Annotated in this window: 18 protein-coding genes; 5 read left to right on the forward strand and 13 right to left on the reverse strand. The window is 31.0% G+C overall.

Translation table 11 applies throughout. The annotated features are described in order from the left end of the window. Nucleotides 1–28: 28 nt before the first annotated feature. The 9 genes from Q0807_RS01675 to Q0807_RS01715 form a co-directional block, all read right to left on the reverse strand. A complete protein-coding gene (locus Q0807_RS01675) occupies nt 29–388 on the reverse strand; it encodes an MmcQ/YjbR family DNA-binding protein (protein ID WP_299105632.1) in 360 nt (119 codons plus the stop codon). Next, entirely contained in the window at nt 388–786 is a 399-nt protein-coding gene (locus Q0807_RS01680) for a GNAT family N-acetyltransferase (protein WP_299105634.1), read from the reverse strand. Before Q0807_RS01680 ends, Q0807_RS01675 begins: the two co-directional genes overlap by 1 nt. Beyond that, a complete protein-coding gene (locus Q0807_RS01685; RefSeq protein ID WP_299105636.1) occupies nt 783–1,394 on the reverse strand; it encodes a DUF4230 domain-containing protein in 612 nt (203 codons plus the stop codon). Before Q0807_RS01685 ends, Q0807_RS01680 begins: the two co-directional genes overlap by 4 nt. 102 nt (nt 1,395–1,496) lie before the next feature. After that, nucleotides 1,497–1,847, reverse strand: coding sequence for a DUF4260 domain-containing protein (locus tag Q0807_RS01690; RefSeq protein ID WP_299105638.1), 351 nt, complete (start codon nt 1,845–1,847; stop codon nt 1,497–1,499). A gap of 7 nt (nt 1,848–1,854) precedes the next feature. After that, nucleotides 1,855–2,604, reverse strand: a complete 750-nt coding sequence (locus Q0807_RS01695; RefSeq protein ID WP_299105641.1) for a cyclase family protein — start codon at nt 2,602–2,604, stop codon at nt 1,855–1,857. Nucleotides 2,605–2,606: 2 nt separating this feature from the next. Beyond that, nucleotides 2,607–3,734, reverse strand: a complete 1,128-nt coding sequence (gene hemW / locus Q0807_RS01700; protein WP_299105643.1) for a radical SAM family heme chaperone HemW — start codon at nt 3,732–3,734, stop codon at nt 2,607–2,609. A 26-nt stretch (nt 3,735–3,760) separates the two neighbouring features. Next, complete coding sequence (locus Q0807_RS01705; RefSeq protein WP_299105645.1) at nt 3,761–4,129, reverse strand: hypothetical protein; 369 nt, start codon at nt 4,127–4,129, stop codon at nt 3,761–3,763. Nucleotides 4,130–4,166: 37 nt separating this feature from the next. Next, nucleotides 4,167–4,721, reverse strand: a complete 555-nt coding sequence (gene ruvC / locus Q0807_RS01710) for a crossover junction endodeoxyribonuclease RuvC (protein WP_299105646.1) — start codon at nt 4,719–4,721, stop codon at nt 4,167–4,169. Between the two features lie 12 nt (nt 4,722–4,733). Further along, the gene (locus tag Q0807_RS01715) at nt 4,734–5,372 is read right to left on the reverse strand and encodes a cell envelope biogenesis protein OmpA (RefSeq protein ID WP_299105648.1); all 639 of its coding nucleotides are present in this window, start codon (nt 5,370–5,372) and stop codon (nt 4,734–4,736) included. A gap of 39 nt (nt 5,373–5,411) precedes the next feature. Here Q0807_RS01715 and Q0807_RS01720 point away from each other — a divergent pair, with 39 nt between their 5' ends. From Q0807_RS01720 to Q0807_RS01735, 4 genes are read left to right on the forward strand one after another with little or no spacing between them, the layout of a single operon-like run. After that, nucleotides 5,412–6,374, forward strand: coding sequence for a lysylphosphatidylglycerol synthase domain-containing protein (locus tag Q0807_RS01720; protein ID WP_299105650.1), 963 nt, complete (start codon nt 5,412–5,414; stop codon nt 6,372–6,374). Further along, a complete protein-coding gene (locus tag Q0807_RS01725) occupies nt 6,368–7,519 on the forward strand; it encodes a glycosyltransferase (protein WP_299105652.1) in 1,152 nt (383 codons plus the stop codon). Before Q0807_RS01720 ends, Q0807_RS01725 begins: the two co-directional genes overlap by 7 nt. A 52-nt stretch (nt 7,520–7,571) precedes the next feature. Further along, entirely contained in the window at nt 7,572–8,435 is an 864-nt protein-coding gene (locus Q0807_RS01730) for a hypothetical protein (RefSeq protein ID WP_299105654.1), read from the forward strand. Between the two features lie 43 nt (nt 8,436–8,478). Then, nucleotides 8,479–9,216: a Bax inhibitor-1/YccA family protein gene (locus Q0807_RS01735; RefSeq protein WP_299105656.1), complete on the forward strand. Its 738-nt coding sequence runs from the start codon at nt 8,479–8,481 to the stop codon at nt 9,214–9,216. A 52-nt stretch (nt 9,217–9,268) separates the two neighbouring features. On the opposite strand, the gene Q0807_RS01740 is transcribed toward Q0807_RS01735, so the two are convergent. The 4 genes from Q0807_RS01740 to Q0807_RS01755 all read right to left on the reverse strand — a co-directional run bounded on the left by Q0807_RS01740 (nt 9,269) and on the right by Q0807_RS01755 (nt 13,703). Next, the gene (locus Q0807_RS01740) at nt 9,269–9,745 is read right to left on the reverse strand and encodes a hypothetical protein (protein WP_299105659.1); all 477 of its coding nucleotides are present in this window, start codon (nt 9,743–9,745) and stop codon (nt 9,269–9,271) included. A gap of 116 nt (nt 9,746–9,861) precedes the next feature. After that, complete coding sequence (locus Q0807_RS01745; protein ID WP_299105661.1) at nt 9,862–10,992, reverse strand: tetratricopeptide repeat protein; 1,131 nt, start codon at nt 10,990–10,992, stop codon at nt 9,862–9,864. Between the two features lie 12 nt (nt 10,993–11,004). Continuing rightward, nucleotides 11,005–13,341 carry a M56 family metallopeptidase gene (locus Q0807_RS01750; RefSeq protein WP_299105663.1) on the reverse strand — a complete coding sequence of 779 codons (2,337 nt, stop codon included), beginning with the start codon at nt 13,339–13,341 and terminating at the stop codon, nt 11,005–11,007. A gap of 2 nt (nt 13,342–13,343) precedes the next feature. Continuing rightward, entirely contained in the window at nt 13,344–13,703 is a 360-nt protein-coding gene (locus Q0807_RS01755; protein ID WP_299105665.1) for a BlaI/MecI/CopY family transcriptional regulator, read from the reverse strand. 125 nt (nt 13,704–13,828) lie between these two features. Here Q0807_RS01755 and Q0807_RS01760 point away from each other — a divergent pair, with 125 nt between their 5' ends. Continuing rightward, nucleotides 13,829–14,326 carry a DUF456 domain-containing protein gene (locus tag Q0807_RS01760; RefSeq protein WP_299105667.1) on the forward strand — a complete coding sequence of 166 codons (498 nt, stop codon included), beginning with the start codon at nt 13,829–13,831 and terminating at the stop codon, nt 14,324–14,326. Nucleotides 14,327–14,451: the final 125 nt, after the last annotated feature.

Raw genomic sequence — 14,451 nt, forward strand, 5'->3', positions numbered from 1 at the left:
AAAAATTAAGACTATTTTAAAACCACCATTAAATGCTATCCCTCAACTTCTTAGGCAAACCATTTACCACCAAATTATAGGAGTGGTCTATTAATTCCATTATAAGTTTTGGAGAGAGTTCTCCTGTTTGAATATATACACTATTCCATAATCTTTTGTGCATATGATATCCTGGTTTAATACTATCGTATTTGGATCTTAGCTCTTGTGCGTAGTCTGGATCACACTTTAAGTTTATAAAACCTTCTCCGTTTTCCCATCGTTTTAGAGAAGATAGGGCAAACATTTTACCTAGAACTTTAAATACGAGTGTATCATCATCAAACGGAAAATGTTCGGTCACTGCTTTTTTACTGAGGCAATAATCTCTGTATTGTTCTATGTTCATTATAAAAGGCGTTCCATTAACTTCTCAGGCTTTTTAAGCTCTGTATAACCAAACTGTTTGTATAAATTATGTGCGTCTGATGTTTTTAGCATCCAGACTTTACACTTTTGTAATAGCGGTTCTAGATTGATTGCTCCCATTAATTGTTTTGAATATCCTTTTTTTCGATATTCAGGAAGAATAAAAACATCCATAACATAAGCGAAGATTACATAATCCGTTACAATTCTAGCAAATCCTATTTGCTTGTTTTCTATATAAACGCCGAAACACAAACCGTTTTCAATAGAGATTTTAACATCATCTAAGGTTCTTCCTTTTGCCCAATAAGTTTCGGTTAAAAATTGGTGAATTACCTCAACTTGAAGTTTACTTTTGTCTGTTGATATTTCTATCACTCTTCAATTTTTTTAACTTCAGACGCTTCAATTTTTAAAGCTGTGTAATCTAATTTCCAACCTATAGTTTCTACTAAATTCTCTATAAGATGAATAGCCTCTAAAGCTTCTTGTTTTGCAATAATATACAAACCACTTTCCGGAATTTTATCCATAATATGTGCCTTTGCCTTACTATGGAGCTCTGTTAAATCTGAAGCTTCAAATTTATTAAACATACCATCTTGCTTATCGTAATAATTGATATCACTTTCTATAGACAACACTTCTGGTTGCGGAAAATGTGTTAAATTAACGGTTTTTGTTTTTGGGTTTGAAACCATTTGCACTTTCCCCAAATCAAAACCTACATGTGCTTTAGCATTAATAATCACTAATGCTTTTTTTCGACTAGAAATAAGTTTTAAAAATTTCTCTTTAACGTCTTCGTAATGATAAATTTCAGCGAAATCACCTTCTACGGTTACAAATTTACAGACACGTTTTATTTTATCCAATATTAAAATAGATTGTTCGTTAGTTACTTTTTTAGTCTTCCACTGCTTATAAATAGTTACAATACCTAAAGTGACAAGGATACTAATGATGATTATAAAAAAGGTTTCCATTTAAATTATTTTATTCTACTTATATATTGTGACACTGCGCTCTTTTTATTGTCACATCTTAACTATTAGTTAGATAAATTATTAACCAAAATAGTGAAATATTTAATTTCCCAATTTCTCTAAGTGTGTATTTTTAAAATTATCTAAATACTTAAATCCATAACCAAAAACTCTATCGATAGAAGCATGAGAAAACAAAATAACACCTGTTAGTTTTAACAGTTCTATTTCAAAATATATGCCAAGAAAATACACAAGTATTGCTATGCCTTTATGATGAAAAAAATTATACGCTATTCCTCCTATTTTAGCATTTACTAAGTAACCTAGCGCACCAACATCTGGCAATAGTAGTAAGCCAAAAAACCACCACCAACTTAACCTTAATAAACTAAAAAGGTAAACACCTAGAGCAAACATCATTAGTTCTTCAAGCTTTAAAAGAGTTTTCATGCCTTTATTAATTCAGAATTTTATATAAAATAGGTTTACTAGGACTCGCGTCATTTTCAAATGGTGCAATTTGAAGATTAAGCATATAACAACCGTCTTCAAATTTATTAGACACATAGATAAACTCGGTAATTGTAGCGTCTAAACGTAATTTACCTTTAGTATTCCAAAAGGCATTATGCGCTAATAATTCGCCTCCATCTTGCTCTTTATCTACACTCGGCAAATCTATTAATAAGTGCTTTACTCCTTTTGCTTTTAAAAATTCTGCTGCCTCTTCTAATAAATAAGTAGGATTAGTGTTAGAGTATTGTTTAGACAATTTCTCTCTTGTATTTGGCATGGTTCTAATCACAACAGCTTCTCGCTTTTTATTTCCTAAAGCAAATTGTAATTGTTTTTTAGAAATGACATAATCATCACCTAACTTTTCTGGTGCTACGGTAATCACTTCTGCTAAAAAGAAAAACTGAGTTAAATGCTTATTTATAGAATAGACTTTTTCTGTAATATGGCCAACAGTTTCCGTGTGTGTACCATGCGAATGTGGATTAAAGCTAATAGTATTAAAATTCACTACTGCTCCATTCGCTACACTGACTATTTCACCATCTATAACTTCTGGCTCAATTTTAGGAGGACCAATATACCATGCATTTACATTAGATGAGTCGCCTTTAATAGGCATTGAAATATCTAATGGTTGCAATAAATCTATTTTTAATTTTCTTGAATTGTATTGTATGGTTGCTATCAAATTTAATTAATTTTAAAAAGTTCGCTCGCAATACCATCACATAAAAATTGTCCTTTTTTTGTGACACGTAAATGCGCTTTATCAATATACAATAATTGTTGATTTATAAAAACTTCTGCTTGTTCAATTAAGTAATCTTTATAGTCTAAACCAAAGTCATTTTCTACTTTTTTAATAGAAACTCCCCAAATGGTGCGCAAACCTGTCATTACATATTCGTTGTATTGATCAGTTTCTGTTAAGGTTTCAATCTCTATTGGCAATTCATTTCGTTCAATAGATTTAATGTATTTTGAATTATTCTTTACATTCCAGCCACGTTGTTTTCCGTTAAAAGAATGTGCTGAAGGCCCAATGCCTAAATAAGATTTCCCTTGCCAATAAGCAGAATTATTTTTACTAAAATAACCATCTTTTCCGAAGTTAGACAGCTCATAATGAACAAAGGCTGAAGCTTCAAGTTTATCCTTCAGCAAATGAAATTGTTCATGTGCTTGCTCATCATTAACGTTGTCTATCTCTCCTTTTTTTATGAATGATGCCAAAGCTGTTTTGGGTTCAACCGTTAAGGCATAACTAGAAATATGAGGCACGTTAAAACTCAGAGCCATTTCAATATTCTTTAACCATTGCTCATTTGAAGCACCTGGAATACCATAAATTAAGTCTAATGAAATATTGTTAAAATGCTTTGTGGCTTCTTCTAAACACGCTTTTGCTTCATTTGCATTGTGTGCACGATTCATAAGTTTTAAATCATCTTCAAAAAAAGATTGAATACCAATAGATAAGCGATTGATTCTACTTTTTGATAATTTGACAATTCTATCTTTAGATAAATCATCAGGATTGGCTTCTAGTGTAATTTCTGGGTCTTCAGAGACTTGATAATATTTATAAACCGCATCTATAATAAATTGCAACTCATCATTAGTTAATAAACTTGGAGTTCCTCCTCCAAAATAGATGGTTTCTACTGTTGTGTTTTTAAACTCTTCTTTTCTAAGTCCTAACTCTTTGGTTAATGCATTAACAAGTTCATCCTTTTTCTTCAAAGAGGTTGAAAAATGAAAATCGCAATAATGACATGCCTGCTTGCAGAATGGTATATGTATGTAAATGCCTGCCATTTAGTTTTTAATATTCAATTTGATATTTATTGTTCTTCAAACAAATCATATAAAGTAGCAATTCTTAAATCGCAATACAATTTCATAAACTGATAATTCAGCATATCAAACTGACTTCCATAAATTTCTCGTCTTGTTTCCCAAGATTCATACGCTGGGAATTTTAGTTTAAACTGTTCTTCCACAAAACTTTCCCAGAGTTTCTCTGATACTTTAAAAGTTGAAATAAATGTAGAATCGTTTTGGTTAATCTTAATTAATTCTACGACTAGCGAATCTTTAATCTTTTGAGATTGATACCAATTTTGGTGCGCAATATCATTGGCTTCAACTTGTCCTTGACTAAAAACTATAAAGGATTGAAAAAAAACAAAAACTAGTAAGATATATTTCATGTATTGTTTTTTACTGAATATTGTGACTGCAAACGGTCTACTTCTTTACACGTCCTTCATTCTGCTTCACAAAAGCTGCCCAACCAGAATAACTTTTCCCAACTTCAACTCTGCCTTCATTATAAAAATGACAAACTGCAGCTGCTAATCCATCCATAGAATCTAGATTTTTAGGAATTGTTTTAAGACCTAACATGCTTTGTAACATTTTAGCGACTTGCTCCTTGCTGGCATTTCCGTTTCCGGTAATTGCCATTTTAATTTTTTTAGGTGCATATTCTGTAATAGGAACTTCGCGAGACAAACCTGCTGCCATCGCAACACCTTGCGCTCTTCCTAACTTAAGCATACTTTGTACGTTTTTCCCAAAAAATGGTGCTTCAATCGCAATTTCATCTGGATGATAAGTATCAATAAGCTCTACAGTACGCTCAAAAATCAGTTTCAGTTTTAAATAATGATCATCGTATTTTTTTAGCATAAGCTCATTGAGCTGCAAAAACTCCATCTTTTTACCCACAACTTTTATGAGTCCAAAGCCCATAATCGTTGTTCCTGGATCAATACCTAAAATAATTTTTTCCTTACTCATGTATACTATTGGTTAATCGCAAAATTGACAACCGCTTAGTGAAACTGCCAAACCAAAGGTAAGGTTAAAAACACTACCATTAAAAGCGCCTAAACCTGTTAGAGCAGGATTATAATTATCTAAAGACGTTACACCATATATATAAGCAACATCTGTAAAAACAGATACTTTTTCGTTAATAGCATAATGAACTTCTAAGCCAGCAAGTAGATTTAAAAACGTTTGTTTATTATCTCTTAAAGTGCCTAAGGGTTTAGCGAAAGTAATTCCTGGTCCTGCGTGTAATACAGTACGAAATCGTGTTGGCAAAAAACCAATATAATTAGATGGATCAAACACAAATTGTGCGTTGATTCTAGAATAATTAATTTTAAATTCTGGTGTGTCTTTATGGTTTTTAAAACGATTAAATCCGAAATCTAATTTTACGCCATATTGTGTTTTAAACATGTGTTGAATCCCTAGATTTATCGTCGGAAAATTTACAGATTGCGCATAAGAACCTGTTACAAATCCATCTGTTGTTGGGTAATTAACACCAACCGCAAAAAGTGCTTTCCACTTTGCAGTATCTCTTAATTGCGCCTCACTATTAAACGTTATAAAAACGATGATAAAAAAGAAAAGGTATTGTTTAAAATTGTATCTCATCTCTAAGTTTTTGATTTTATTTGCAGTATGACCGTTAATATGCATTACAAAACTAAACAATTCTTCTTTGTACTTATTAAGTTGAGCATTGTAGTTGGTGCATTTTATTTTATTTATTCTAAAATTATTGAAAACGAAAATTTAAAATTTATCGATTTTGTTTCATTTTTAAAGAAAAACAGCAATTTTTCAGTAAAAACTATTCTTTTTTTAGTCTTTTTAAGCCTTTTTAATTGGTTTTTCGAAATTTTAAAATGGCTACAATTAGTTAAAATAATTAAACCTATTTCCATTAAATCTGCTTTAACCCAAAGTTTAGCTGCACTCACAACTTCCTTAATTACACCAAACCGAATTGGTGATTATGGCGCAAAAGCGATGTATTACATAAAGTCATTGAGACCCAAAATTGTAATGCTTAACCTACTTGGTAATTTTGCTCAAATGGCAATTACCACACTTCTTGGTTGTATTGGTTTTATTCTATTTACAAAACGTTATAGCATTGAAATCAATTATTACAAACTATCACGAATTGCATTGGTTATTTTAATCATTGGCCTGTTTGTACTATTTGGCATGAAACAAAAACGATATAAAATAAAAGGGTTTTCAATTTCTGCTATCCTTAATTTTATAAAATCGATTCCTTTAAAAACGCATTGTATCACTATATTATTGTCTCTTATTCGCTATGCTATTTTTTCATTTCAATTTTATTATCTCTTAAAAATTTTTGGAGTGGATATCAATTACAGCAATGCCATGGTGGTTATTACAAGTATGTATTTATTGGCTTCAATAATCCCAACCATTGCCATTTTTGACGTGGTTGTAAAAGGTAGTATTGCTGTATACTTATTTGGGTTTCTTGGCGTAGATGAATTAACCATTTTATCTATTACAACGTTAATGTGGTTACTCAATTTTGTAATCCCAAGTCTTATTGGTAGTTATTTTGTCCTTAATTTTAAACTTCCTAAACCAATTACGCAATGCTAACAGTAATCATTATTTGTTTCATTCTTATTTACTTATTAGTTATAGGCTTATTGGTTTACGGATTTGACAAAGTAGAAGAATTTAAGCTTCAAGATTTACCAGCTAAGACTAAATTTTCTGTGATTATTCCATTCAGAAACGAGGCAGGCAATCTTCCGAAGTTATTAAACGCTATGGCTAAGTTGAATTATCCTAAATCCCTATTTGAAGTGATTTTAGTAAATGATGACTCTAACGACGATTCGGTTGCAGTAATAGAAAACACTCTAAATTCTATAGCTTTAAAAAAGAGATTCACTAGAAATAAAAACATTAAGATTATTGACAATCAAAGAATTTCAGATTCACCAAAAAAAGATGCGATTACTTCAGCTATAAAAGTGTCTAAATATAATTGGATTGTGACAACTGACGCAGATTGCATTTCACCAAAATATTGGCTAGATTGTTTTGACGAACAAATACAAATCAGTTCAACCAACTGTATTGTTGCTCCTGTTACTTATCATGGTAAAACTTCATTTTTTAACAGATTTCAAACTTTAGATTTTTTGAGCTTACAAGGTGCAACTATTGGTAGTTTTGGTATTAAAAAACCAATACTATGCAATGGCGCAAATTTCGCTTATCTAAAATCAGAATTTAATGCCCTAGATGGTTTTAAAGGTAACGACACTATTGCAAGCGGTGACGATGTTTTTCTACTTGATAAATTCTTAAAAAAGGATGCATCAAAAGTTCGTTATTTAAAATCTAAACAAGTTATTGTAACCACCAATCCTGCGGAAAATTTTAAATCACTTATTCATCAACGCATACGTTGGGCTTCAAAAACAAGTCAATTAAATAATTGGTTCACAAAATTTATTGGCTTAGTTGTTATACTTGGCAACTTTGTTTGTGTGGCATTTATTCCTGCAATTATATTGAATCTGATTGCTGTTAAAATCGCTATTGCTTTATTCATTATAAAGTTTTGTATCGATTTCTTACTACTTTTTAAAGCTTCTCGATTCTTTAAACAGGAAACTTATCTGCTTTCCTTTATCATATCGAGTTTCCTTTATCCTGCCTTTAATATTGGTGTTTTCATCCTATCTTTCTTTAAATCATACCGTTGGAAAGGTAGAACATCGAAGAAATAACGTAATACTAAATATTTATAATAGTTTTACTGTAACCAAATCCTAACGTTGCATGAAAAATTTATACTTATTTATTTTACTGTGTTTAGCATTTCAGATTAATTACAGTCAAGAGAACTATACTATTAACGGAGAAAAACTTGAACTTACAACTGAAGTTGAAGGTGAATTAGATTTACTTTGGACCGTTAATGAAGGTGAATTTAGATATTTTGTGAAGTCTAATAATAACACCATTACAGAACTAAAAAACTCTAGAGATGAAAATAAAAACTACCTTGAAGAGTATAAAACTACACTAAAAGAATTGACTAATGGAAAGGCAACGGAATCTTTAAAATTTAGATTATACGACCTAAAATCTTATGTTGATGCTTACAATATATCTAACAACAGAGGTTACGCAAGTGCCATAAAAAAATCTAAAGTCGGATTTCGTTTGGGTCTATTTGGTGGTTTAACAAACAGTCCATTTGTAGAAAATCCGGAAAATTTAAAAGTACTTCTTATTGGTGGCGAAATTGAAATTTTTGAAGCTGACTCCTTACCTCGTCATTCTGGATTTTTACAAGGTAGACATACATTTGATGCCGAAGATTTTAATTACACTACTAATGAAATTGCTTTAGGTTATCGTTATAGAATTATTAATAAATCGTCCTTTTCTATTTACGGTCAGGTAAAACTAGCAGCTGTAAATATTTCTGCCTCAAATTTTGAAGATTCTAACGGAGAAAAATTTCACAAAAAAGGCACATCGTTTGATGCACCTTTTATTTTTGGAATTGGTACTGACATAAAAATTGGAAAAAATGGTTATATTACTCTAGTTTACGGCGAATTATTTGCTTTGTTTATAGATAATCAAGGTAATTTTTCAACTGATTTCTCTGTTGGCTACAAGTTTAATTTATAACACGTGCCATATATTGTTGCAACACAACTTCTAAATTCTTTTAATGTCCTTACGAAATTTCAAAACTTCTAATCCCGTTTTTAATGGTTATTTCTGGGATGACAGAAAATCGAGTTCAAAAAAAATGACCGTAACTGGCATTTTTTTTAAATCTCTTTTTGGAATTATTATCATTGCAACCATCACTTCTTATTTATGGAAACTAAGTGAAACAGGCATATCCATGCAATGGTTTACTTTAGGTGGTATGTTAGCTGCTGCAGTTGTAAGCATATTGATTTCTATTAGACAGCATTGGTCTACTTTTTTAGTACCACTTTATATGATTGCAAAAGGCTTCTTTTTAGGTGGCTTTTCGGCGTATGCACATCGTCATTATCCGGAGTTGCCTTACCAAGCCATTGGCGTTACCATCGTTACCTTTTTTGTAATGTTGTTCTTATATCAATTTCGAATTATTGTAGTAACAAAAAAATTACGAAGTGTCGTCATCACTGCAACCGTAAGTATTATGGTCGTTTATCTCATATCTTGGATTTTGAGTTTTTTCGGTATCAAAAATTACATTTGGGGAAACTCTTGGTTTGCCATTGCCTTTAATGTTTTAGCCGCAGTTGTGGCTTCTTTTGCCTTGTTATTAGACTTTGATTATATTGAACGTTATAAAAACAGAGCTCCAAAATACAAGGAATGGATTGCAACTTGGGGACTTTTAGCAACGCTTATTTGGTTATATGTTGAAGTGTTACGCTTAATGCAAAAGTTTGCTTTCCGGTTTTAGAAAATATGACACGCATTACAGATCAATACACAAAAACAAATTGTAAAACTATTTAATTAATTTGAACAATTACTGGCAACTCAAAAGCTGTAGTGACTTGTTGCCCTCTTTTTATAGCAGGAAATATTTTAGGAACACTCTTTAAGCTCTGACGCAAAAGACTATCTATTTCAGGAATTTCTTTGATGGTTTCTGGATGAATCTTCATTGACTCTACTGTTAACAGTCCTTGCTTATCAATAATAATACTCAACTTTATTGTATCGAAAACATCATTGGTTACAATAATTTTTTGTTGAGCTAAGTACGCATTAACATTTGTAATTAATGTGTTTTGAAAACAAGCTTTACTTTCTTCTTTTGCCGTTAAGGTTTCGCAACTTGTAAAGGTAGGATAGGTATCTACTTCATTCCAATTAAAAGTCTGTAGCTCTTCCTCAAGTAAATCTTCAGGAGTGACTTTCTTCTTTTCAAAATAATTGCAAGATGTTGCAAAAAGCAAGATTAAAAGACAAACAATTCGGTTCATTTATAGAATTCTGAAAGCGAAAAGTACGAATATTTATTGAAAAAGAAGATAGAACGCTTCGCTTTTAGAATCAATAACTTAGACAGCTAAGCCTATCGGATTTAGCCAATGACCTATTATTTTTTTTCTAAGAATTTTTCCTCCTTTAATTCTTTCAATCGTTTTTGTGCAAAGGTTATAAAATAGCTTTTCTCATGCTTTTCAATAAACTGCTCATACAACGTAATTTTACTGTCTAAATCACCATAATATTCATCTTTTGTTCTCAATAAAAAGAACTCAGACATCATATTAGTTGGGTCTTCTTTCAACGATTTTTTGAAAGCTTTAATAGCATCTTCATATTTTTTTTGTCGATTTAAAATTGTACCTAAATATTGATATTCTTCTGAAAGTGATTGGTCCTGTATAAATAATGCTTGTTTAACATAATCCTCCGCTTTTTCAAAATTATTTAAACTCACATAATAAGTTCCTATAACATACATGGCATTGGCATCATAAGGATTATAATTTAATGCTTGCTTTCTGTGATAAATAGCATCCTCATAATCTGAATTTTGAGCGTAGCTTAGACTTATTTTTTCGTGTATAAACTCCGATTTCTCTCCAAGCGCAAGTAATTTTTTAAACCAAACAATAGCATGCGTATAAAACTCTTGATGATAATAGGTCTGGGCTTTTAAACTGATGAGCTCTACATTATTCTCATAACTTTCTAAGCCTGTATCTATAATGCGATGTGCATCTAAAAAGTTTCGTTTTATTAATTGCTGCTTCGCTATTTTAAAAATTGCTTTTTGATGTGTCTTATCTAAACTATAGGTTTTATTAAACTGTAATATTGCTAACGTATCCTTCTGTTTTTCTAAAACCAATCCCAACTGATAATAATAATTGGGATTTAAACTATCTAACTCAATGAGACTTGAAAATAACTGATTTGCCTTCTCATATTTTTTGGTTCTAGTTAAAAGTTTAGCATATTCATATTGCACTAAAAGATTATCTTCATTTGCCGTTTTGGCGAGTTCATAAAACGTTAAGGCTTTATCATAATTACCAATAGCCATATAACTTTTAGCGATGTCATCGTAAACATCATCTAAGTTTTTAACTGACTTATAGGTTTCAATAGCTTTAGTAAACTTACCATTAGCATAGTAATCATCTGCTTTTTGTTTAAGATCCTGAGCAGATACATCAAAACTAAAAATGAAATAAAACCAGCACAACAAATATTTCATAAACAACTATAATTAGTTCTTTTTATTATCTACAATTTCGATTACAATTGGCAAAGAATAACCAACATCTACAGCTTCACCTTTGCTCTTAGCAGGTGTAAATTGCGGTAGTAATTCCACCACTCTTTTAGCTTCTTCATCTAATACAGGAAATTTACTTTTTGTTTTAACACTTGTAACATTGCCTAATTTATCTATTGTAAAATGTGCATAAATTCGTTTTTTACCAGCTGGAAGATTTCTAAAACTATCAGAATTCATATTAAAATTTCTTACAATAAATTTATTGATGGCATTAACTGTGCACTCTCTTTGTTCCGCACCATCCGATACCGAATTACAATCTGGATAAACTGGCGGAACTTCTACCTTGTTAAATGGAATATCAATGATTTTTGTTTCTTTATCTTTTAAAGCATCTATCTGCTTATTTAACTGCACAACCACTGGATTTTCCTCACTAGAATTCTTTAAAATACGATCACGCTGCGCAACGAGTTCTTTATATGATATCCTTTCTTGTGTGTTATTGTCGCCTTTTACTTCAAAAACAATAGGAATTGAAAATGGTACCACAACCGTCTTTCCTTTTTGTTTCCCAGGAATAAATTGTGGTAAAGTAGCAACTACGCGTTTTGCTTCCACCTCTAATGCCTCACTTGGACCTCTAGCAAGTATATTGGTAACGTTACCTTTTTTATCAATTTTAAACTGTACAAAAACGCGTTTTTTCCCTGGAGATAAACTATCTGCAACACTAGTATTAAAATTTTTACCAATGTGTTTATTGACAAATGCATTCATGCAATTTTTTCGAGCTTCGTTACTTTCTAAATCTTTACAATCAAAAGTGGTAGGTGTTTCATCTACTACTGCAAATGGAACTTCTATTGTTTCTACGTCTTCTTTAATAATTTCAACACCATCTTTAGAAATAAAAGATTCTGTCATAGATAAAGACAACCCATCAGTAACTACTATTTTGGTAAAAAAATCATCCTTCTCTAGCTGTTTTAATAAAGCATTAAAGCGCTTTTCTTCATCAACTGTCAAACTTCCCAAATCTTCTACAAATAGTTTTAAAACACCATCTTGTGTATCTAATTCCCATCGTTCCTTTTCCTCTTTGGTGTTTTTAAAAGCTCTAAACTCTTCATAACTTTTAAATTTATCCATTCGCAAGCCTTTAGCTCTATCTACATCCAGTTGTGTCAATGTGCCTTCTTCAGATTTTCTTTTAATAATTCCATCAGAAATATATTGCATATAGGCTTTAAACTTTAAATATTCTGTTTTGGAAGGAATATACCTTTCCGATTGATTATCACCTATTCCAGCATATTTAGAAATTTCAAAAAAATCATCTCCATTTTTCTCCATTTCAAGTATTTCCATGTAATACTTTTTTATAAGCTCTTCTTCCGTCAACTCTTGCTCAACTGATTTTTCTTGTTTAATTTTTTCCTGCGCTCTAACTTCTGTAGATGTATAAATTAACATCCCAAATACCAAAGGTATCAGCAAGGCATATTTAATGAGATTAAGCTGTTTAGATTTCGATTTTTGTAACATGGCGATTCGTTTTTTGATTAATGATTTATTGAAAAAAGTATTGGTAAAAGAGACCTGATTAACGTCTAAAATTTGGTTGAGTAGACTTGTGTAATATTCCGATTTCCCACTTTCTTTAATGGCTTTGGCATCTGCAATATATTCGTGTAACTCTTTAATTCTATTTTGATAGATGTATACTAACGGATTAAACCAAAATACTATTCTGAGCAGTTCAAAAAACAATAGATCTACGGTGTGATATTCTCTAATATGAACCATCTCGTGTTCATAAATAGTTGGTTTTTCAGTTTCAGAAATGCGTTCACCTAAAAATATGGTGTTGAAGAACGAAAAGGCTGCACTACTCTTAATTAAATTCACAATAAGTACATTCCCTTGCCAACGCTTTGGGTTTTTATATTTTAACCAATATAACTTTGTAATTTTCACTAAAAATATTAATGATGCAATTACAATACCTACAATTGCTACAACCTGCCAAATTGGTTGTTGTGGTTGTTCTATAATAATACCTGCTTGCTCTGCAATTTTAATATCGTAAAATGTTGGTGTTTTTGCACCAATAAATACTTCTGGCAAATGAATTACCACATCTTTAGTTGTCATAGTTTTTAACTCTGAAAATTTTATAAAGGGTAAAATTAATGACAGAATAGACGTAACAATTAAATAAGCTCTATTGTAATTGAAGAACGTTTCACGTTTAAGAAACAAATCGTAAACCATTAAAAACAAAGCCTGAAACGCTATAATTTGAAGAATAGAATACAACATAATTACTTATTTTTATTAATTTCATCTATTAATATCTCAATGTCTTTTACATCGACATCATTCTTTTGTACAAAGAACGACACCATGCTTTTAAAAGACCCTTGAAAGTAATTATCAACCAATTTATTAATGGACTGATTACTATAAAACTCTTTAGCTACTATTGGAAAATAGACATGGCCTTTACCTTGTTTTTCGTAATCAACAAAACCTTTACTTTCTAAAATCCTTACAATTGTAGAAACCGTATTGTATGCTGGCTTTGGTTCTGGCAGAATATCTATAATTGATTTAACATTGGCCATTTGCAATTGCCATAGGGCTTGCATTATTTCCTCTTCTGCTTTTGTTAACTGTTTCATAGAACTAAGTTTTTAGTTTAAAACTGTAAATATAACTAAATATTTAGTTTCAACTAATTTTTTAGTTCAAAAATGTAACTTTGGTCTGCTTATTGCGTCTTACCTATTAAATATAATTTATTAATATGGAAATTTTTTTGGTGCTCGTAGCACTACTTTTAATGGTTTTAGGAATTGTTGGTAGCTTTCTGCCTATTTTACCCGGACCACTCACCAGTTGGGCAGGACTTTTAGTGCTTCATTTTTCAGATGGTGTAGAGATTAGTCAGGCGTTTTTAATCGCTACTCTTGTTTTTGCCATTTTTATTTATGTCTTAGACTATATAATACCTGCAATTGGGACTAAACGTTTTGGTGGCAGTAAAGCCGGAATGATTGGCACAACATTTGGGTTACTTATTGGACTCTTCTCTCCTATTCCTTTCGGAATAATTATTGGCCCCTTTATTGGTGCATTAATTGGAGAAATGATTCATAGAAACGATATAGACAAGGCATTGAAAGCCGCTTTTGGGTCGTTTATAGGTTTTGTTGCTTCTACTTTTATGAAATTTATTGTTGCTATAGTTTATTTTGGCTTCTTCATTGTAAAACTATCTGAGCATAATACTAGTTGGTATTAGAACGCCTGGGCATATTTAAAATAAAAAACCTAGTTACATTACTGTAACTAGGTTTAATCTTCTTGCTATTAATTCAACAATTACTTAATGAGGGATTAATTAATTCTTGTTGATGGTGTAAATAT

It is taken from the genome of uncultured Winogradskyella sp., assembly GCF_947495255.1.
Lineage (GTDB): Bacteria > Bacteroidota > Bacteroidia > Flavobacteriales > Flavobacteriaceae > Winogradskyella.